This window comes from Halomonas huangheensis, from assembly GCF_001431725.1.
Classification (GTDB): Bacteria; Pseudomonadota; Gammaproteobacteria; order Pseudomonadales; family Halomonadaceae; genus Halomonas; species Halomonas huangheensis.
Genome location: NZ_CP013106.1, coordinates 2,630,671 through 2,650,258, shown reverse-complemented (window position 1 = coordinate 2,650,258; position 19,588 = coordinate 2,630,671). Strand labels below are relative to the sequence as shown.

22 protein-coding genes are annotated in these 19,588 nt (G+C 57.5%); 13 read left to right on the top strand and 9 right to left on the bottom strand.

The annotated features are described in order from the left end of the window. Positions 1–31: 31 nt before the first annotated feature. The 4 genes from AR456_RS11630 (at position 32) to AR456_RS11615 (ending at position 4,323) form a co-directional block, all read left to right on the top strand. Entirely contained in the window at positions 32–1,078 is a 1,047-nt protein-coding gene (locus AR456_RS11630; protein WP_021817210.1) for a histone deacetylase family protein, read from the top strand. Between the two features lie 110 nt (positions 1,079–1,188). Beyond that, complete coding sequence (locus AR456_RS11625; protein WP_021817211.1) at positions 1,189–1,545, top strand: RidA family protein; 357 nt, start codon at positions 1,189–1,191, stop codon at positions 1,543–1,545. A 1-nt stretch (position 1,546) separates the two neighbouring features. After that, positions 1,547–2,506, top strand: coding sequence for a bifunctional Delta(1)-pyrroline-2-carboxylate/Delta(1)-piperideine-2-carboxylate reductase (gene lhpI, locus AR456_RS11620; RefSeq protein ID WP_021817212.1), 960 nt, complete (start codon positions 1,547–1,549; stop codon positions 2,504–2,506). A gap of 461 nt (positions 2,507–2,967) precedes the next feature. Further along, positions 2,968–4,323 carry a Na+/H+ antiporter family protein gene (locus tag AR456_RS11615; protein ID WP_031206904.1) on the top strand — a complete coding sequence of 452 codons (1,356 nt, stop codon included), beginning with the start codon at positions 2,968–2,970 and terminating at the stop codon, positions 4,321–4,323. Positions 4,324–4,381: 58 nt separating this feature from the next. Here AR456_RS11615 and AR456_RS11610 read toward each other — a convergent pair whose 3' ends face one another. Then, the gene (locus AR456_RS11610) at positions 4,382–4,951 is read right to left on the bottom strand and encodes a GNAT family N-acetyltransferase (protein WP_031206906.1); all 570 of its coding nucleotides are present in this window, start codon (positions 4,949–4,951) and stop codon (positions 4,382–4,384) included. 410 nt (positions 4,952–5,361) lie between these two features. On the opposite strand from AR456_RS11610, the gene AR456_RS11600 reads away from it, so the two are divergent. The 7 genes from AR456_RS11600 (at position 5,362) to AR456_RS11570 (ending at position 10,502) form a co-directional block, all read left to right on the top strand. Further along, entirely contained in the window at positions 5,362–5,751 is a 390-nt protein-coding gene (locus tag AR456_RS11600) for a DUF2170 family protein (RefSeq protein ID WP_021817217.1), read from the top strand. A gap of 17 nt (positions 5,752–5,768) precedes the next feature. Next, complete coding sequence (locus AR456_RS11595; RefSeq protein WP_031206908.1) at positions 5,769–6,452, top strand: PspA/IM30 family protein; 684 nt, start codon at positions 5,769–5,771, stop codon at positions 6,450–6,452. Positions 6,453–6,460: 8 nt separating this feature from the next. Continuing rightward, entirely contained in the window at positions 6,461–7,507 is a 1,047-nt protein-coding gene (locus AR456_RS11590; protein WP_021817219.1) for a potassium channel family protein, read from the top strand. Then, on the top strand, positions 7,500–8,147 hold the full coding sequence (locus tag AR456_RS11585; RefSeq protein ID WP_021817220.1) for a YjfK family protein: 648 nt from the start codon (positions 7,500–7,502) through the stop codon (positions 8,145–8,147). Before AR456_RS11590 ends, AR456_RS11585 begins: the two co-directional genes overlap by 8 nt. 137 nt (positions 8,148–8,284) lie before the next feature. Beyond that, positions 8,285–8,701 (top strand): DUF350 domain-containing protein, encoded by a 417-nt coding sequence (locus tag AR456_RS11580; protein WP_021817221.1) that lies wholly within the window; start codon positions 8,285–8,287, stop codon positions 8,699–8,701. Positions 8,702–8,711: 10 nt separating this feature from the next. Further along, positions 8,712–9,332: a DUF1190 domain-containing protein gene (locus AR456_RS11575; protein WP_021817222.1), complete on the top strand. Its 621-nt coding sequence runs from the start codon at positions 8,712–8,714 to the stop codon at positions 9,330–9,332. A 3-nt stretch (positions 9,333–9,335) separates the two neighbouring features. Next, positions 9,336–10,502, top strand: a complete 1,167-nt coding sequence (locus AR456_RS11570; RefSeq protein ID WP_021817223.1) for a glutathionylspermidine synthase family protein — start codon at positions 9,336–9,338, stop codon at positions 10,500–10,502. A gap of 24 nt (positions 10,503–10,526) precedes the next feature. Here the strand turns inward: AR456_RS11570 and AR456_RS11565 are convergent, their stop codons facing one another. The 4 genes from AR456_RS11565 to AR456_RS11550 form a co-directional block, all read right to left on the bottom strand. Then, positions 10,527–11,258 (bottom strand): RNA methyltransferase, encoded by a 732-nt coding sequence (locus tag AR456_RS11565; RefSeq protein ID WP_021817224.1) that lies wholly within the window; start codon positions 11,256–11,258, stop codon positions 10,527–10,529. Between the two features lie 227 nt (positions 11,259–11,485). Continuing rightward, complete coding sequence (gene groL / locus AR456_RS11560) at positions 11,486–13,129, bottom strand: chaperonin GroEL (protein ID WP_021817225.1); 1,644 nt, start codon at positions 13,127–13,129, stop codon at positions 11,486–11,488. An 83-nt stretch (positions 13,130–13,212) separates the two neighbouring features. After that, positions 13,213–13,506, bottom strand: a complete 294-nt coding sequence (locus AR456_RS11555) for a co-chaperone GroES (RefSeq protein WP_021817226.1) — start codon at positions 13,504–13,506, stop codon at positions 13,213–13,215. 423 nt (positions 13,507–13,929) lie between these two features. Continuing rightward, positions 13,930–14,457, bottom strand: coding sequence for an FxsA family protein (locus AR456_RS11550; RefSeq protein ID WP_021817227.1), 528 nt, complete (start codon positions 14,455–14,457; stop codon positions 13,930–13,932). Positions 14,458–14,869: 412 nt separating this feature from the next. Here AR456_RS11550 and AR456_RS11545 point away from each other — a divergent pair, with 412 nt between their 5' ends. Continuing rightward, on the top strand, positions 14,870–15,631 hold the full coding sequence (locus AR456_RS11545; protein ID WP_021817228.1) for an SDR family oxidoreductase: 762 nt from the start codon (positions 14,870–14,872) through the stop codon (positions 15,629–15,631). Between the two features lie 83 nt (positions 15,632–15,714). Here the strand turns inward: AR456_RS11545 and AR456_RS11540 are convergent, their stop codons facing one another. After that, positions 15,715–16,053, bottom strand: coding sequence for a ComEA family DNA-binding protein (locus AR456_RS11540; protein WP_081694547.1), 339 nt, complete (start codon positions 16,051–16,053; stop codon positions 15,715–15,717). A gap of 656 nt (positions 16,054–16,709) precedes the next feature. Between AR456_RS11540 and pyrF the strand changes: the two genes are divergently transcribed. Further along, positions 16,710–17,411, top strand: coding sequence for an orotidine-5'-phosphate decarboxylase (pyrF, locus tag AR456_RS11535; RefSeq protein WP_021817230.1), 702 nt, complete (start codon positions 16,710–16,712; stop codon positions 17,409–17,411). 53 nt (positions 17,412–17,464) lie between these two features. Here pyrF and lapB read toward each other — a convergent pair whose 3' ends face one another. From lapB to AR456_RS11520, 3 genes are all read right to left on the bottom strand, one after another. After that, positions 17,465–18,655, bottom strand: a complete 1,191-nt coding sequence (gene lapB / locus AR456_RS11530) for a lipopolysaccharide assembly protein LapB (protein WP_021817231.1) — start codon at positions 18,653–18,655, stop codon at positions 17,465–17,467. 1 nt (position 18,656) lies between these two features. Continuing rightward, positions 18,657–18,962: a LapA family protein gene (locus AR456_RS11525; RefSeq protein ID WP_021817232.1), complete on the bottom strand. Its 306-nt coding sequence runs from the start codon at positions 18,960–18,962 to the stop codon at positions 18,657–18,659. 67 nt (positions 18,963–19,029) lie between these two features. After that, on the bottom strand, positions 19,030–19,356 hold the full coding sequence (locus AR456_RS11520) for an integration host factor subunit beta (RefSeq protein ID WP_257721123.1): 327 nt from the start codon (positions 19,354–19,356) through the stop codon (positions 19,030–19,032). Between the last annotated feature and the right edge of the window lie 232 nt (positions 19,357–19,588).

The window sequence follows — 19,588 nt, the reverse complement described above, 5'->3', positions numbered from 1 at the left end:
AGAAGAACATCACCAACGGAGATCAAGCAACATGAAGCTGTTCTACCATCCGGATCAGGAGTGCCATGCTCCACCGCAGTTCCTCAGCCGAGGCGCCATCGTTGCGTCACCGGAAGGTCCTCAGCGTGCAGAGTTGTTGATGGAAGGTGTGGCCGAGGCAGGGCTGGCGTTGAGCACGCCAGCAACCGTGGACAATCCCGAACTGCGTGGCCGGTTGGAAAGGATTCATAGCGAACGCTACCTGACGTTTCTCGAGACCATTCACTCGCGCTGGAGCGCCATGGACAACGCCTCGAGTATTGTCGCGCCCAACGTTCATCCCTGCGGTGGAGGTCGACAATATCCACGCCATCCGGTGGGCCAGGTGGGCTGGCATTTGCATGATATGGCGTGCCCGATGACCGAGGGTAGTTTCCGCGGCATCCTGGCCAGTGCCGCGACGGCTCAGGCTGCTGCGGAGAGTGTCGCTGGTGGAGCACGCTGCGCCTACGCGCTGTGTCGTCCACCGGGTCATCATGCCGGACCGGACCGTGCCGGTGGTTTCTGCTTCATCAATAACTCGGCGCTGGCTGCAACCGTGCTGCGTGAGCAGGTGTCTCGGGTGGCGATTCTTGATGTCGACCTGCACCACGGCAACGGGACTCAGGATATCTTCTACGAACGCGCGGATGTATGGACCGGGTCACTGCATGCCGATACCAGGGATTTCTATCCGTTCTTCTGGGGAGCGGCAGAGGAACACGGCTCGGGGCCTGGAGAGGGCGCCAACGTGAACGTGCCGCTTGCGCTGGGGAGTGGTATTGATGCCTTTCGCCAAGGCCTCGAGCAACTGATCGAGCGCATGGCGAGCTTCCGTCCCGAGGCCCTGGTCGTGGCGTTGGGACTGGATGCACACAAGGATGACCCCCTGGCCGGACTGCAGTTGGAGACGCAGGACTTCATTACCATTGGACGTCAGATCGGTGAACTGGGACTGCCGACGGTATTGGTGCAGGAAGGTGGATACCCGACTCCGGCCTTGAGTCATAATCTGGCAGCATTCATGAGCGGCTTCACTGCCGGCTGCACTGCAGAGTAGATGGGATAGTGGTGTTGATCAGCGTAATTCAGGTGTGAACAGGCAGCCTGCCATGAGTAGGCACGATTCGGGGTACTGAGTCCGGACCCCACTTCAACAAGGAGAAGAAGATGTCACCAACCCTTCATGACAGTAACCAGCGCATGAGCCAGATCGCGGTACACAACGGTACGGTTTATCTCGCGGGACAGGTGCCGGCGGACGCCTCTCAAGGTATGCGTGGCCAGACTGAGCAGGTGCTGGCGCGAATCGACGAGTTGCTGGCCCAGGCGGGTACTTCGAAGCAGCATCTGATTTCCGCCCAGGTATGGGTGACCGATATGGCTGCTTTTGACGAGATGAATGCGGCCTGGGATGCCTGGGTCGCGCCAGGACGCCCACCAGTACGCGCGGCCACTGAGGCGCGGTTGGCCAGGCCCGAGTGGAAAGTTGAAATCATGGTCATAGCGGCGTTGCCGGAGGGCTGATATGCAGTTGATTGCCGCAGAGGAAGTCGCTCGAAGGCTGAACTGGCAGGCGCTGGTTGAGCGCCTCGCAGCGACATTTCGCCAGGGAGTGGAGTCTCCTCCACGGCACCATCACACCATGCAGCAACCCGATGGTGAAGCGACGATGCTGCTGATGCCAGCCTGGGAGCCGGGGCGTGGCGAAGAGCGTGGTTATATCGGTGTCAAGATGGTCAACGTCTTCCCACAGAATGCCGATCACGGCATTCCAGCCATATCCGGAGTCTATCTGCTCAGCGAAGGGCGCCATGGGCAACCATTGGCGGCCATTGATGGTGCGGAACTGACGCGACGTCGCACCGCGGCGGCATCGGCATTGGCAGCACGCGAACTGGCGCGCGAGGATGCCGAGACGCTGCTGGTGGTGGGCACAGGCAAACTGGCACCGATGGTGATCGAGGCGCATGCGGCTGTGCGCCCGATTCGCCGGGTACGGGTCTGGGGACGCAATCAGGCCCGTGCTCAAGCCGTGGTCGAGGAGTATTGTCAGCGTTTCGACTGCGAGGTGGTGTCGGATCTGCAGAGTGCCTGCGCCGAAGCCGATATCATCAGTTGCGTCACGCTATCGACCGAGCCACTTATCCATGGTGACTGGCTTCGTGAGGGCTGCCATCTGGATCTGATTGGCGCCTTCCGACACTCGATGCGCGAGACGGATGCACGCTGCCTGACCCGGAGCGAGGTGTTTGTCGATACCTATGCTGGCGCCTTCGGTGAGGCTGGCGATATTCTCCAGGCCATCGATGAAGGTGAGTTTGCCCGACAGGATGTACGTGCTGAGCTGGCGGAATTGCTGCATGGGGAGAAGGCCGGTCGTTCCTCGCCGCAGGCAATTACTGTCTTCAAGTCGGTAGGAGCGTCACTCGAGGATCTGGCTGCAGCGATTGAAGTCTGGGAAAGTCTCGCAACCGCAAAAGATTGAACTCAGAGTCACAGATTCATTTACAGGCTCGAACTCGATGAAAAACGCCACGGCAAATTGCCGTGGCGTGAAATGGGCAGGTTCCTCCCTGAAGCGTCATCCCGACGCTGTTCTCCCTATGACGCTTCCAGCGTCATCGCATCCCTGACGTACGGGGGCAGTGTCCCTTGCCAGTGCCTCCTGATGGCACGAGTAGAGTGTCTCCCACCTGGATGACGGCGACGTATCATTTAAATGACATTTTTGTGGCATATTCCTGGCGTGTTTCCGGGAGAGTCCCGAGCTGGCGTTTCTGCTATCATCTCTGCCGCTTTGCATCTGTGCTCCAGTGCGCGAAAGCGTCATTGGCGAGCAGATCCAGAGCATTCATCGCTCAAGGACAATCAAGCGCGGTGCAGACAGGCTGGTTGATTGCCCTGGCCGCTTGCCGACTGCCCGCCCAGGTGAAAGTTGGACACTCCATGAATGCTGTCATAATTGCTGTGCTGGTGATGGTTGGTCTATCGCTGGCTAGAGTCTCTGTGGTGCTGGCGCTCGTTGTCGGTGCTTTGGTCGGCGGCCTGGTGGGTGGCCTGTCTATCGAGGATACCCTTGCGGCCTTCAACGATGGGGTAGGTAATGGTGCCAAGGTCGCATTGGCGTACGCGACGCTAGGCGCTTTTGCTGTCGCTATCTCGCGCTCGGGACTGCCGGATCTGTTGGCCAATCGATTGATCCGCATGCTGGGGATGGGGACTTCGGCATCACGTCAAGCCACTGTCAAGTATCTGTTGTTGGGTAGTGTGCTGCTGGTAGCCATCTCCTCCCAGAATCTGATTCCGGTACATATCGCCTTTATCCCGATACTGATTCCGCCGCTGCTCAAGGTCATGAACCAGCTACGCATGGACCGTCGTGCGGTGGCCTGTGCCTTGACCTTCGGTCTGACCGCTCCGTATATGTTGTTGCCGGTAGGCTTCGGTGCCATCTTCCTCAACGACATTCTGCTGGCCAACATCAATAATGCGGGGGCTGCGCTGGGGCTGGAGATCGATCGCTCCATGGTGCCGGTGGCGATGGGCGTTCCGGTGGCTGGCATGTTTCTTGGGCTATTGGTGGCGGTATTCATCAGTTATCGACGCCCCCGTGATTATGAGATGGCGGAGCTGGCAGAAGGTCATGCTCATGGCGAGTCCAGTGACTCAACCCCGTCTCAGCCCCATACTCTGGGCCTGGTAATGTCGGTGGTGGCGATCATCGCCGCGTTGGCGATCCAACTGTATACCGGCTCGATGATTCTTGGTGGTCTTGTCGGCTTCTCGCTGTTGTCGGTTGGCGGCATCTTCAAATGGCGCGAGGCGGATGACCTGTTCACCAGCGGTATGCGCATGATGGCGCTGATCGGTTTCATCATGATCTCGGCCTCCGGCTTCGCCGCGGTGATGGAGGCGACCGGGGATGTGACCAGTCTGGTGACAACCAGTGTTGACGTGATCGGTGACAACCGCGGCCTCGCGGCCTTGCTGATGTTGCTGGTCGGATTGTTCATTACGCTGGGAATCGGCTCCTCCTTCTCGACGATTCCGATCATCGCGGCGCTGTTCGTGCCGATGGCCATCGAATTCGGCTTTTCGCCACTCGCGACAGTGGCGCTGGTGGGCACCGCAGCTGCGCTGGGGGATGCCGGGTCGCCGGCGTCAGATTCGACTCTCGGCCCGACGTCGGGGCTCAACGTCGACCGCCAGCATGACCATATCTGGGACAGCGTGGTGCCGACCTTCCTTCACTACAACATACCCTTGATCGCATTTGGCTGGGCAGCGGCCATGGCCCTTTGATCATCGGCCAGTGAATGCGATATCGATTGCAACGCCCATGCCTCAGGTATGGGCGTTGTCATTCAGGGCCATGGTGCTGGTTCCACTCTCTAGACAGAATCGCATAAATATACTCATCTCCCCATGCGCCGTTGAAGCAGTCATTTTCCACTAGATGGGCTTCACGACGCAGGCCCAGGCGCTCCACAACACCAACTGAGCCAAGGTTTTGGGTGTCGAGACGGGCGAATATCCGATGAAAGTCCAAATGCCTGAATCCCAGGTCGATGATCGCCCTGACGGCCTCCGTGGCGTACCCTTTGCCGGCATGTTCCGGATGAAAGATATAGCCAACTTCCGCCTGGCGAGCTTCCTTGTTGGCCAGTTTCAATATCACCTCGCCAACAATTTCTTCGCTCTCGTTGGTGACCGCCAGGTGAAAGGCACTGCCGTCATCGGCCAGCACATTATTGATGACCTCATTGAACTGTTCTCTCAACGCGTATCCTGCAGGAGGACGGGTATAGAGGTATTGATAGACTTGCTGGCGCGAGTGGTAGTCCGCATAGGATGGAAAATCTTCTGCCACGAAAGGGCGAAGCACCAACCGCTCTGTTCTGAGGGGAAGAGGAAAGACAGTCATATCCATTGATTTTCTCGTGCCATGCAGATGAAACCATCCTGCTTCTGATGGACGCCCGGATCAAGGATATCCATCAGGTGTTGCAGGTGCCTGAACACCTCGGACAGACCAACGGTCGGTATGTTGCGATTTGTAGCCAATACATATACAAAGGTCGCAGGTGTCTGTTCCAGTAGACACCTGCTGGTCAATGGGTTCATTGAACCGCCGCTCCTGCAGTGCCAATGAATGATATGGTAGAGCGGAGATATGAAAGAGCCGAATAGCGGACATCTACGGCTGGCGGCTCGTTATGCCTCACTGATCCACTCGGTGCTGGCTGACCTGGCGGCGCTGTAACTCAACACCGTATGACGAGTGTATCGGGCCATCATCTGGCCCTGTATTGACGAAATCATGGAAGGGAGCGACTCATCATGGCCTGGGAGCTGGAATCCCTGAGCAAGTGTCTGTCGAGCAATGCCAATTGGAATGTCAGCATCGACGGCGACTGCCTGAGTATTACCGACGAGGATGGCCTGGATGCCTATGTGGCCATCAGCGGCGACCAGATCCTGGTCGAGACACTACTGTTTGCAACGGACACGGTAACGGATGTGGCCGCCCTCAATGAGCAGATTCTGCGTACCCATCAGTTTGTGCCCCTGACCACTGTTGCGATTACCGCCATCGAAGGGCAGAGCTATTACATGGCCTTTGGTGCGCTGTCAGCGCGCTCAACGGAAGACAGTGTGCTCCTCGAGGTCGAGACGCTGTTCGCCAATGTGCCGGTACTTCTGCAGGCCTACGCCGAATACCTGAATTGATCGGAGATACATCAGACATGAGCGTATGGAAGAAGCTTTTTACCGCGGTAAGGGGTGGCGTGAATGACGCGGCGGAGAACGTTGCCGACGGTCAGGCGCTGAGGATCCTCGACCAGGAGATTCGTGAAGCGAAGGAAGAGCTGCGTCGCTCGGATCACTCCCTGACCCAGATCATTGCCAAGCGCAAGCTGGCCGACCAGAAGGTGGCAAGTCTCAAGAACTCGATTGCCGAGTATGAAGATCATGCCCAAGCTGCCAGCACCAAGGGCGACAATGATCTGGCGCTGGAATGTGCCAGCAAGGTCGTTGAGCTACGGGGTCAGCTTGATGCAGAGCAGAAGTTCTCTGATCAGTTTGGTCAGTCCGAGAAGACACTGCGCAGCAACATTCGTCAGGCCAAGGACAATCTGCGTCGCATGGAACAGCAGGTTGATATCGTCAAGGCCAATGAGTCGGTACAGAAGGCGCAGACTTCCGTGTCGTCACGGCACCTTGGCGCCAACAGCCGCATGAAGACTGCAGCCGAGTCACTCGACCGTATCAAGCAGCGTCAGACCCAGCGTCAGGCCGAGTTGGAAGCGGCTTCCGAGTTGGCATCAGAGGAATCTGGTGATGCCCTGGAACAGCGTCTGGCACAGGCTGGCATCAAGGGCGGCAATACCAATGCAGATGATGAGCTCTCCAGAATCCTCGGGAAGTAACGGTCGATATGCATATTCTGCTCAGACTGAGGCGGGTACTGGTCCGGCACTTTATTGAGCTCAAGTGGCATAACCTGCTACTGGCGCTGTTGTTTTACCTGGTGGTCAGTTGGATATTGATGTGGCTCAGTGGAGAGTCTGACATTGTCAGACTCGACAATTTCATTTACTGGATTGTTGTCACTGCCTCGACCGTTGGTTATGGAGACATGTCGCCCGTCAGCTCAGCAGGGCGCCTGGCGGTTTCCTTCTTCGTCATTCCGCTGGGGCTCGGACTCTTTGGCCTGCTGCTGGGGCGTGTGGCGGCTTATCTTTCCTTCCAATGGAGAAAGGGTGTGCAGGGTTTAAAGTCTCTCGATTACAACCAGCATATTCTGGTGATTGGCTGGCATGAGGAACATACATTGCAGCTGCTCAAGCTGTTGTTGCGCGAGCTCGAATACCACTCCGAGAAGTGCCAGGTAGCGCTGTGCGTGAGGGCCGAGATGGAGAACCCGATGCCGGATCTCATCGGCTTTGTACGGGTTTCGAGCTTTACCCATGATGAGGATATGAAGCGCGCTTGCGTCAGCACGGCGTCACGAATCATCATCGACTGCCAGGACGATGATGTGACTTCGTCGGCAGCATTGTATGTCTGTAATGCCAACCCTGATGCGCATGTCATCACCTACTTCAACAACGAGGGCATGGGGCAATTGCTCAAGCGCCATCTCCCGAATATTGAAGCGATGCCATCGGTGGCCACCGAAATGCTTGCCAAATCAGCGATGGACCCGGGTTCCAGCGCGGTACTGCATGAGCTGCTCAGTGTCGACAAGGGAATGACCCAGTATTCCATCGAGTATGGCGGTAGCCGCAAGGTGGTATTGCGGCAATTGTTCCTGGCCTTCAAGGAGCGCTACGAGGCGACCATCATCGGAGTCTCTGCGAAACGGCTCCAGCCAGTCGACATCAATCCAGCATTCTCGCGAGAAGTGGAGCCAGGGGCGGTTATCTACTATATCGCCGACGAGCGTATCAACGACTTCGACTGGGAGCTGAGCGATGTTTGAGCGGCTGTTCGGTAAGCGTCAGGCAACAACTGAGCAGGAGCGCGCTCCGGAAGTCATGGGATTGCATCTCGGCGGTAGCTTTTCACTGGATGAGTTGAAACTGCGCCTGATCGAGCCTGAGGTGATTCCCGAAGGCATGGCGAGCCACCAGATCATTCAGGCGGTTGGTGAGGTCAAGCTGGATGCCAATAGTCGGGTGCTGCGTTTCTACACCGACGACGATGCCTTTCTACAGGTATTGCTGGACGGTGGGGGAAGCGAAAGCGACATTCGAGACGTCAAACTCTGGTATTTCTACGAGACGAAAGGCGTGGGCTCGGACGCTGACTGGAACCAGTTACTGGCGGCAGGTATCAGCCAGCCGAAACTGACGTTCGAGGATAGAGAATGGCAGCGGGTCTGGGAGGGCACCGGTGACGCATCACCGCCGGTGGCAATGACCGAAACGACCTGGAATGCCGAAGGCAATACGTCATCCACAGATCAGTTTGCGATGCTCTATGAGCGTGAGATGGCGCATCAGCGGTTCGAGTATCTGATGCAAGTGGGTGAGGAAAGGCTGGTGGACAATCGCCTCGATCGTTGCCTGGTCATCAGCACGGGATTCGATATCGAGCCAGCCGATCTTACCTTCATCTGACATGCACGCTGCTGAGAAGCAACTCAAGCCACACACAACACGATGACACCGGAGAACCTGCGCGGAAAACATGGCGGGTTGCGAATACTGCCAGCCGTGGTTCTCCATTCAGAAGTCAATGACAGGGAAGGAATATTATGGTCGATCTCTCTTCATCACTGGCAGGCCTGCTGAGCTTTGCCCTCTATTTTGCGATCTCACTGGTGATGTTGGTGGTGTTCAAGTACGTCTACACCTTCGTCACCCCGCACGATGAATGGAAGCTGGTCAAGGAAGGCAATAACACTGCTGCGGCTCTCGGTCTTGTCGGTGCCGTAGTGGGCTTTGCATTGGCATTGGCCAGTGCTGCCGCGAATTCCGTAGGGCTGGTGGATTTCGTTATCTGGGGTGTTGTGGCGTTGGTGGCTCAGGTGCTGGCCTTCGCGCTGGTTCGCTTCCTGCTCATGCCGCGCATCGTGCAGCGTATCAACGATAACGAGATTCCTGCTGGTGTTGTGTTGTGTGGGGTATCGATTGCTGTGGGTCTGCTCAACGCTGCCTGCATGACGTATTGAGGGGATAGCGATGAAACGCACAGCATCGATCAATCTGGAGCGGATGCGCAAGGCACCTGTGGAACCTCGTCGTCTGACACTGGTGGCAGCGATTGCAGTCGCCGTATCGGGTTGTAGTGATAGTCGTGAAGCGACGGTCTACAACGACGTGAATGACTGCATTGACGCCAACCCCGAGCTCGCCGAGCAATGCCAGACTGCCTATGAGAGTGCACTGTCGGAGGCGGCGACCAGTGGCCCGCGCTACGACTCGCAACTGGCCTGCGAGTCGGATTTTGGTCAGGACAGCTGTAGGACCTATCAACCGCAGGACAGCAACGGTTCCTGGTTTGTTCCGGCCATGGCCGGCTTCCTGTTCGCCAGAGCGTTGGATGGCAATCGCTATCAGTCCTCGGCGCTCTACACCTCGCGTTATATGCGTTCCCCGGTCTATGGCAAGTGGTCAACGGTGGATGGCCGGGTATTCGGCAATGGGCGTCAGGGGCGGGTCTCCGTCGATAACGACCTGTTCAAGCCCAAGCCGGCGGTGAGCCGGACCATGTCGCGCGGCGGGTTCGGTTCCGTAGTCGCGGCAAAATCGAACTTCGGCGGTAGCAGTAGTTCCTCTCGGTCACGCAGTTGGGGTGGCTAGGACGTGATTCGTCTCATCAGTCGCGAGCGGCCCGGTTGGCGTGACCGGGCACGCGAGTTCGGTTTTCACTTTCATACCATGCATGGCGAGGCCTACTGGGATGAAAGTGCTTATTACCAATTCTCTCTCAAGCAGATCGAGGAAGACCTAGAGGAACCCACGGCGGAGCTGCACCAGATGTGCCTTGCCGTGGTTGAGCGTGTGGTCGGCGACGATGAGTTGATGCATCGCTTCCGCATCCCGCAACAGCACTGGGATCTGGTGGCTAACTCCTGGCACGCAGGTGAACGTAGCCTCTATTCACGGCTGGATCTCGCGTATTCCGGCGATGGACCCGCGAAACTCTACGAGAACAACGCTGATACTCCGACCAGCCTTTACGAGACCGGCTTCTGGCAGTGGCTATGGCTTGAGGATAAGGTCAACAACGGCGATATCCCGCGCTCGGCGGATCAGTTCACGTCGGTACAGGAGAAGCTGGTCAACCGCTTTGCCGAGCTGCGCCGCTATCATCCCGGTGAGACATTGCATCTCGCCTGCTGCAAGGATACTGAAGAAGATCGCGGCACCGTGCAGTATCTGGAGGATTGTGCCAATGAGGCCGGCATTCCGACACGCTTTGTCTATATCGAGGATATAGGCCACGGCGAGGGTGACCTCTTCACCGACCTTGATAACCGAGTCATTCGCTGGATCTTCAAGCTCTATCCCTGGGAGTTCATGCTCCGCGAGGAATATGCCGGGCTGCTGCCACGAACCGGAACCAGCTGGTTGGAACCGCCCTGGAAAGCGTTGTTGTCCAACAAGGCGCTGTTGCCGTTGCTGTGGAAGATGTTCCCCGGGCATCCCAATCTGCTGCCGTCATATTTCGAGGAAGATCTTGCCTCGAGCAGCATGACGCGCTTCGTCAAGAAGCCGATCTTTGCTCGTGAGGGCGCGAACATCAGCATCCATCTCGATGGCGAGGAAGTGGCAGCGTCCGGCGGCCCCTATGGTGAGGAAGGTTTCATCTATCAGGCATACTGCCCATTGCCGAAGTTTGCCGGCAATCATACCCTGATCGGCTCCTGGCTGATCGACGACCAGCCAGCGGGAATCTCGTTGCGTGAGGATAGCTCCGCAATCACCCAGGACCTTTCACGCTACCTGCCGCATATCATCCTCGGCTGATGCCCGGCTCCAGCGGGGCGAGAACTACGGGTCGATATGGCCTTCCAGTGATGCCAGCAGCCCACGCAGTAGGGAGAGCTCCTTGCGCGTGGGCTCTGCACGGGCGAACAAGGCCTGCAGTTGTGCTTCGGTGCGTGCATGTGGTTGGGTGATGAATCCACTGCGCTGCATGATACGGCTGAGATGCTCCTGGAAGTGAATCATCTGCTCGCGTGTTGGAGAGCGTTCTTCGGCGGTGCGGTTGACGCAGGCAGCTCCCTGGGGATGGCGTCGCCAGGTACGGCGTATTTCCCAGGCCAGCACCTGAACCGCCTGAGCGAGATTGAGAATCCCATAGTCCGGGTTGGCAGGAATACTCACCTGGTGGCTGCAGCAGGCAATCTCTTCATTGGTGAGTCCGTAGCGCTCACGGCCGAAGACCAGCGCCACCTTGTCATGGAAACAGTCTTCCACCAGCGCCGCGGCCATATCATCCGGCTCGTCGTAATGGGGTAGGGGAAGGCTTCTCAGGCGAGCGCTGGCACCCACCACACGAACACAGTCACTCACGGCATCCTCGAGAGCGGTAACGACCCGTGCGGATTCGATCAGATCTGTAGCGCCTGCGGCCAGTCGTGTCGCCTCGTCGTCCGGAAAGGCGCGAGGATTGACCAACACCAGGTCCGATAATCCCATGGTCTTCATTGCTCGGGCTGTCGAGCCGATATTGCCGGGATGAAAGGTCTGGACCAGAACAACACGAATATTGGAGAGCATAAGGATACGGTAACCGGGGAAAACAAGGCCGGCATTGTAACCTTGTCAGCGACGAGCTACGAGCAGCAGACTGGCTGCAGGGAGCAGCAAGTCGTTCTTACCCCGAACTCCAGGCTTGAATCTGCGGGCTGCAGCGAGACACTGAACGTAGCTCGTAGCTGGCCCACAAACAAAAACCCCGCCGGGAAAATCCCGGCGGGGTTTCGCAGCTCGGGGCTGGGGGATGATTACATCATGCCGCCCATACCACCCATGCCGCCCATACCACCCATATCAGGGGCAGCGTCCTTCTCGTCCGGATCGTCAGCCACCATAGCTTCGGTGGTGATCAGCAGGCCAGCAACGGAGCCAGCGGACTGCAGGGCTGAACGAGTTACCTTGGCCGGGTCGAGAACACCCATTTCGAACAGGTCGCCGTACTCGCCAGTCTGGGCGTTGTAGCCGAAGTTGCCTTCACCGTCCTTGATGCGGTTGACGATGACGGAAGCTTCCTGGCCAGCGTTGGTCACGATCTGACGCAGCGGGGCTTCCATGGCGCGCAGGGCAATGGCGATGCCGTGAGTCTGGTCCTCGTTGGCACCCTTGAGGCTGCCAAGCTTGGTCAGAACACGGATCAGGGCAGTACCACCGCCAGGCACGACGCCTTCTTCGACCGCAGCACGAGTGGAGTGCAGGGCGTCTTCAACACGCGCCTTCTTCTCCTTCATCTCGATTTCGGTAGCTGCGCCGACACGGATAACGGCAACGCCACCAGCCAGCTTGGCAACACGTTCCTGCAGCTTCTCGCGGTCGTAATCAGAGGAAGTTTCCTCGATCTGAGCGCGGATCTGGTTGACGCGAGCTTCGATGTCGCCATCGTTGCCGGCACCATCGATGATGGTGGTGTTTTCCTTGGACATGGTGACGCGCTTGGCGGTACCCAGGTGGTCCAGAGTCGCCTGCTCGAGGTTCAAGCCGACTTCCTCGGAAATCACGGTGCCGTTGGTCAGGATTGCGATGTCCTGCAGCATGGCCTTGCGGCGATCGCCGAAGCCCGGTGCCTTGGCAGCAGCAACCTTGACGATGCCGCGCATGGTGTTGACCACCAGAGTCGCCAGCGCTTCGCCTTCGATGTCTTCAGCGATGATCACCAGCGGCTTGCCAGCCTTGGCGACAGCTTCCAGAGTCGGGAGCAGTTCGCGAATGTTGGAGATCTTCTTGTCGACCAGCAGGATGAACGGGTCTTCCAGCTCGACAGCCATGGTGTCATGGTTGGTCACGAAGTACGGAGACAGGTAACCGCGGTCGAACTGCATACCTTCGACAACGTCCAGCTCGTCTTCAAAGCCACGACCTTCGTCGACAGTGATGACGCCTTCCTTGCCAACTTTTTCCATCGCTTCGGCGATGATTTCACCGATGCGAGTGTCACCGTTGGCAGAGATGGTGCCAACCTGGGCAATCGCCCTGGAATCAGTGCAAGGCACGGCCAGAGCTTCGATTTCCTTGACGGCGGCGGTGACAGCCTGGTCGATACCGCGCTTCAGGTCCATCGGGTTCATGCCCGCGGTCACGCCTTTCAGACCTTCGTTGACGATGGACTGAGCCAGCACGGTAGCAGTGGTAGTACCGTCACCAGCAACATCAGAGGTCTTGGAAGCAACTTCCTTGACCATCTGTGCGCCCATGTTCTCGAAGCGGTCCTTGAGCTCGATTTCCTTGGCTACGCTGACGCCGTCCTTGGTGACGGTGGGAGCGCCGAAGGACTTTTCGAGCACCACATTGCGGCCTTTCGGGCCCAGAGTGGCTTTTACGGCGTTGGCCAGAACGTCTACACCGCGCGCCATGCGCTTGCGGGCATCATCAGAGAACTTGACTTGTTTTGCTGCCATTTTCTTGAATTCCTTTGAAGAATCTATGCGTCAAATGTGAACGTTGGGAACGAAGTTGAAGCGTATCCCGCCGAGAGTGCCGCTTAGCCTTCGACGACCGCCAGAATGTCGGCTTCGCTCATGATCAGTACTTCTTCACCGTCGATTTTCTGCTTTTCGACGCCGAAGCCATCCTTGAAGATCACGGTATTGCCGACCTTGACGTCCAGTGGGCGAACGTCACCACTTTCAAGAATCCGGCCGTTACCGACGGCAAGAACTTCACCACGAGTCGGTTTTTCCTGGGCGCTGCCCGGAAGCACGATGCCGCCTGCGGTCTTCTGCTCTTCCTCAACGCGACGGATGACGACGCGATCGTGCAAGGGACGGATGTTCATTGCTCACGTTCTCCTGATGGTTTTGCTGTGCTGGGGCAATCCGCCCGCAGCGGTTTCATTGTCAACTCTCGACTGATGTCAGTTTGGACGTCTATACAGCCAGGACGTCTATACATCAGCGAGCGGTGGAGGTCCTGGCTGGAACGATGCAGTCTGTCCAGTAGTGGCAGGAGCCTTCCTGTTATTGGCACCGCCCGTGTGGCCGGTGCCGGAGCTTGGTGCTGTCAGGTAAGTGGGGTTCGCTGACAGGCTTTCAAGGGCATCACACGAATTTTTTTTTGATTCATGAAAGCCGAGTGTGAACTCAGGGTGAGGCACAGCGTACCCGGCTTGGCATCTGGGTATCTGCCATCGCTAATGTTGCGGCTCCCGCCACACAAAAGGCTATCGCAGAGGGCTATCTCAAAGGGCTATCTCAAAGGGCTATCGGCGACGCTCATCACGGCTGATGAACTCTCCCTCAATCGGATCATCCGGGTTTCCGGCAGAACTCGATTGGTGAGGCTTGTCCTCGGATCTGCTGCTGCCAGAGGCCTGATTCCAGTCATCTGGACCACGAGGGCCAGGCTGTTCTGTCGAGCCACTCATATAGAAGCCTTTCATGTGTATACCGACTTTGCCCAGTAGCTTGCCCATGAGGCGTCGAGCATTTGGGATCAGGCACATGAAACCGAGCGCATCGGATAGGAAACCCGGGGCCATCAGCAAGGCGCCACCGAAGATAAGTGCCGCGCCGGTAAGCAACTCGGAGGAAGGAATTTCACCGTTGGCCATGCGTTGTTGAGCGCGGGCGAACGTCGCGACGCCTTCACGACGGATGAGGTGAAGTCCAATGAAGCCGGTCGCCAGTACCAGACCCACGGTGGGCAGGAGCCCGATCTCACTACCGACAGAGAACAGTACGGTGAAGTCCAGCAGGGCGAAAATGGTGAAGATCAACAGAAACGGCATGGTCACTCCGCAATAGGCTTTTCAAGAATGTGGGGATGCTCTCGGAACAGTTCAAGGGCGCCCTGTTGTGCTACTGCGAGTATTTGGCACTGGCTATATGGGCACCTGATCATAATAGCTCCAGCACGGGCCCTGATGTGACTCCTTGTGTATCGGGTTCACTCTCAGGGGGAATGGTACCTGGCTGTAGGAATAGTACCGGAGCTATGCCGGTGTTTGGCTGTGGGTAGGGAGCTCAATCAGTCGTGTGCTGCATCGCGACAAGATGCCTCGATGGATATTTACTCCTTCGGGTAGATGGTCATTTCAGGATAGAGTTTGCATGATGCAATGCGGCATAGTTGACACACGCAGCAGCTGATATACCGAGAAAACCGACATTCCGAAAAAAACGATGTAATGGGGACCGTCCATGAAGCTAGACGATGCGCTGATTGCAATCACCGGTGGGGCTCGCGGCCTGGGATTGGCGATAGCTCGCCGTTTGGGGGAGCAGGGGGCGCGGCTGGCGCTGATTGATACCGATGGAGGTCAGCTCGACAAGGCGGTAAATGCCTTGCTGGATGCTGGAATCTCCGCACGGGCCTTTGTCGCCAATGTGGCGGATGAAGCCTCGGTTACCCAGACCTTTGAAGACATTCGCAGCGCCATGGGGCCGCTTGATGGCCTGGTCAACAACGCCGGCATTTTGCGTGATGGTTTGTTGGTCAAGGCACGAGACGGCAGGGTCGAGAAGACATTGGGGCTATCGGATTGGCAGGCAGTCATCGATGTCAATCTGACCGGGGTGTTCCTGTGTGGACGCGCCGCAGCCGCTGCCATGGTGGAAGACGGGCGCAATGGTGTGATCGTCAATATTTCCAGCATCTCACGGGCCGGGAACATGGGGCAGAGCAACTATGCTGCCGCCAAGGCGGGTGTCGCTGCGCTAACGGTCACCTGGGGCAAGGAGCTGGCACGGTATGGAATTCGTGTTGGTGCTGTAGCGCCTGGTTTTATCGAGACCGAAATGACGGCCTCCATGCGTGACGATATGCTCGAAAAGCTGACCAATGGAGTACCGCTTCGTCGTCTGGGGGCTCCGGCAGATATCGCGGAAACCGTGGCCTTCATCATGACCAATGATTACTTCACGGCGCGGGTGATTGAAGTGGATGGCGGCTTACGTCTGTAGGGAGAGCGGAGACTGAGCGCGACGGCAAATGCTTGCCCTGAAAGATGACCCCACCGCGTCGCGGTGGGGGTATCGCCTGTATGTCAAAAACTGACTTCTCCATCCAGGCGCCCGACGATGGCGTCGCCGATGCCCGAGACTCGTTTCAGATCTTCAAGTGACGAGAACGGGCCATTGGCTTCACGTTCGTCAAGAATAGTCTGCGCTTTGCTGGGGCCGATGCCCGGTAGCTCAACAAGTACCTCGAGACTGGCCTCGTTGATGTTGATCGGGACAATTTCCATCGTGTCCTGAGCATGAACGGGCATTGCCATCGCCAGCCATAGTGCAGTGAGTACGGCTCCTGTCCAATGCAGGTGTCTTGCACCAGGGAGGCGTAGCGGTGATGAAACACGGGATAATGAAGTAGTAGGCTCTTGCATCTTCGATCGACCTCCAATGTCGTTCTTGTGTCATCTGTTCTTCGCATCCAGCGAAAACTCCGATCAATGGCAGCGCGTTGCATCCTGAGTTGATGGATGGTGACCATCTCGACAACTGCTTCGACAACTGCATTCAGCAACTACATTCAACAACTGCATTCAATAGCTACATTCAAAAACTACGCTGCTCCAGTCAGGCTTGTTTCCCGCCTCGGTCCTTGAGGCCTCGGCCAGCTCATCCATGAGCAAAAGGGGCTTCCTGTTGTTGCCCCGGCCGATCTTCCTTGAGACTGGTCTCCTGGGAGACATTGATCAGAGCGGGTGAGGTCGAGTGAGAAGGGGTGGCCTCGACGCTCACTATCAAGCCTGGTAGAGCAGGGACGATTTATGTATCGGCTATCGCTTCATTTTATGTGAGAAATTAAAGAGTTATCGGCGGTGAAGGTCAGCAGGCTGTAAGAGGTTATAGCTGATATAATGCCGAGATTCGGGAAAAGGCCACAGCATCAGGCAGCTTTCCTGCACACCCCGCGCCGGTTGCAGCGCAGTGAGAGCGATCCTGGTGGAGACCAGCTCTCCAGCTGCCCGGGCACACATCAATACATGACATGCGCCGAGGTTGAAGGCTTCATGACAACGCCGAGGTTGAAGACCCCATGACCACAGACTCCCCGCTGATTATTGCCCTTGATTATCCTTCGCTGGATGCAGCACTGTGTATGGCTGATCGTCTTGATCCTGAGCGTTGCCGGGTCAAGGTGGGCAAGGAGTTGTTTACTCGCAGTGGACCCAACGTACTCGAGGCATTGCATGGGCGTGGCTTCGAGGTATTCCTCGACCTCAAGTTTCACGATATTCCCAATACGGTAGCGGCGGCTGTACTGTCTGCTGCCGAGCTGGGAGTGTGGATGGTCAATGTGCATGCGTCGGGTGGAGCGCGCATGATGCAGGCTGCGCGTGAGCGGCTCGATCAAGAAGGGTTGGAGACTCACTTGATTGCGGTGACGGTCTTGACCAGCATGACTCAGGAAGAGCTCGCCGCTACGGGCGTGGATGCGGATCTCGAGGCCCATGTCGAACGCCTGGCGCGTCTGGCCAGAAATAGCGGTATGGATGGTGTGGTGTGCTCGGCACGAGAGTCGGCAATGCTCAAGCGAGCCTGTGGAGAGGACTTCCTCAAGGTGACTCCGGGTATTCGCCCGAGTTTCGCCCAGGCAGGCGACCAGCGCCGCATCATGACCCCAAGGGAAGCCATCGACGCCGGCAGTACCCACCTAGTGATTGGGCGTCCAGTCACCCAGGCAGAAGACCCCATGGCGGCGCTCGCTGCCATCGAGCAGGAGCTGGCGGCGGGGTAGTCATGCAGAGGTAGTCATGCAGAGGCAAGAGTTCAGAGGTAAGCGCTTCTGCCTCATTCACCCTCGATGCCGGTGATTGGTTTGGTGGTGCCCCAGCTTCGGCAGCGAGGGCACTGCCAATGCAGATGATCCCCAGAGAATCCGCAGCGCCGGCAGCGATGGCGTGGAAGAGCCTGCAGCAGAGTTTGCGTATGGTGGCGTAGTAACTCAAGGCGTTGGCTGTCCGCGCTTATATGGAGCTGCTCACCGCGTTGGTAGAGTTGCATCAGGAAGTCTACGCCACCGAGGCTTGGGGCTCGATTTAGCTGCTCGGTGACCAGCGTGATCGCTTCGTCGTCGTTGCCGTGATATTGGCATAGAGTCTGGGCCAACAGCAGAATCACACTAGTCGAAGGTGCCTCATCGAGTAGCCGCTTGAGATGATGGATGAGGCCTTCAAGGTCATCCAGCAATCGATAGTTGCGTTCCAGCGGTTCCAGCATGGTTGGAATGAAAGCGCGGTCCTGAAGCGGGACGCGTTCCAGGTGCTTGATGGCTTGACGGTACTGGCCAGTATCGTGATAGAGCTCCGCCTGGAGTAGAGTTGCTCGAACGCAGCGGTCATCAATCGATAGCGCCTGTTTCAGGTGCTTTCGGGCAAGGCTGGAACTCGCATTGCGCTTTTCCTGTTCGGCCAGCTCGCAGTGCCAGTGAGCCGCCGCGCGTCGCAGATCATCATGCAGGCGGGTCAGGTGGGGTACGGCAACATCGATTGCTTCCTGCCATTCGCCTTCACGTTCGAAAAGGTCCGCGAGCAGACGCTTGGCGTGGCTGCGGATCTCGTTGTTGCCATCCTCACGAAGCAGACCCAGCAGCAGCCGTTCGGCACGGTCAAGCAGGCCGAGCTGAAGGAAATCTCGTGACAGCTCCAGCTGTACTCGGGCGCCCTGTTCGGTATTGAGAAAGGGACGAGCGAGGAGATTCTGATGGATCTTCACCGCGCGGTCAGCCTCACCGCGCTGTCGGAACAGGTTGCCCAGGGTGACGTGAGTCTCGATGGTGTCGCTGTTGACTTCGAGGGCAGAAATGAAGGTTTCGATGGCTCGATCCTGCTGGTCATTGAGCAGGTAATTCAAGCCAACGAAATAGTCTCGCGACAGGCCGGGTTCGGGAGAGGCCGAGTGTTTTCCTCTTTCCCGCCGGCCGAGGCCCCAGCCAATGGCCAGGGCGCCAACCAGCAGGCCCAGCAGTAGGAGATCCGGCATTTCAGGGGAGTTCCTTCATCTCCTGGACACGCAGACGATCAAGCTCCTTGCGCTGCTGCTGATTGTGACGCTGAGCGCGGGTCAGCGTTGTGCGCAGGCGCAGATAGACACCACTCATGGCGAGCATGCCAAGAATCACACCGATGGCCAGTGCGCTCAGCAGCCAGACCGATAGTGATGCTTCGGGCAACTGCATCCAGATCAGGTCCAGAGGCACGGTCTGCTGGTTGTTGGTCGCGAACAGAATACCGATGAGCAGAACCACCAGCAGAATGATGGCCATGATCAGGCCTTTGAGCCAACGCATGAGCGAATTCCCATTGTAAGTCTAGACATCAAGCCATAGAGGCAGGCACCGAATCGTGCCCGCCGGCTCAGTAACCCAGTGCACGGCTGGCGTCTACCTGTTCGCGCAGCTCCTTGCCGGGCTTGAAGTGTGGCACGAATTTGCCGTCGAGAGCGACTGCTTCACCAGTCTTCGGGTTGCGACCAAGGCGTGGCTCCCGGTAGTGCAACGAGAAACTACCGAAACCGCGAATCTCCACTCTACCGCCTTCGGCGAGCGTATCAGTGATGTCATCGAGAATGAGGCGTACCGCAGCCTCCACGTCTTTGGCTGACAGCTCTGGCTGCCGCATCGCAATCTGCTCTATCAGTTCGGACTTTGTCATCGGTCTTCTCCGTGAGTCCCACCTGGGGATGAGCGAAGGTGTCGCTTCCTGCCTCCACAACCCTGGGTTTAGCAACCGGCTTTGCAACCGTATGTTGTTACCGCCCGGAAGGACGGCTTGCAGTCTTCACATGGTTCAGGCTTGCCGCATCTCTTCTAGATAGCATACTTTTCAACTGTTGATAAAACAACGCACTACAATCACTTGCTGGATCAGGGCAGCTGGATTGCTGTTTAGGCAAAATCGCAGCGGCCTCGACAAC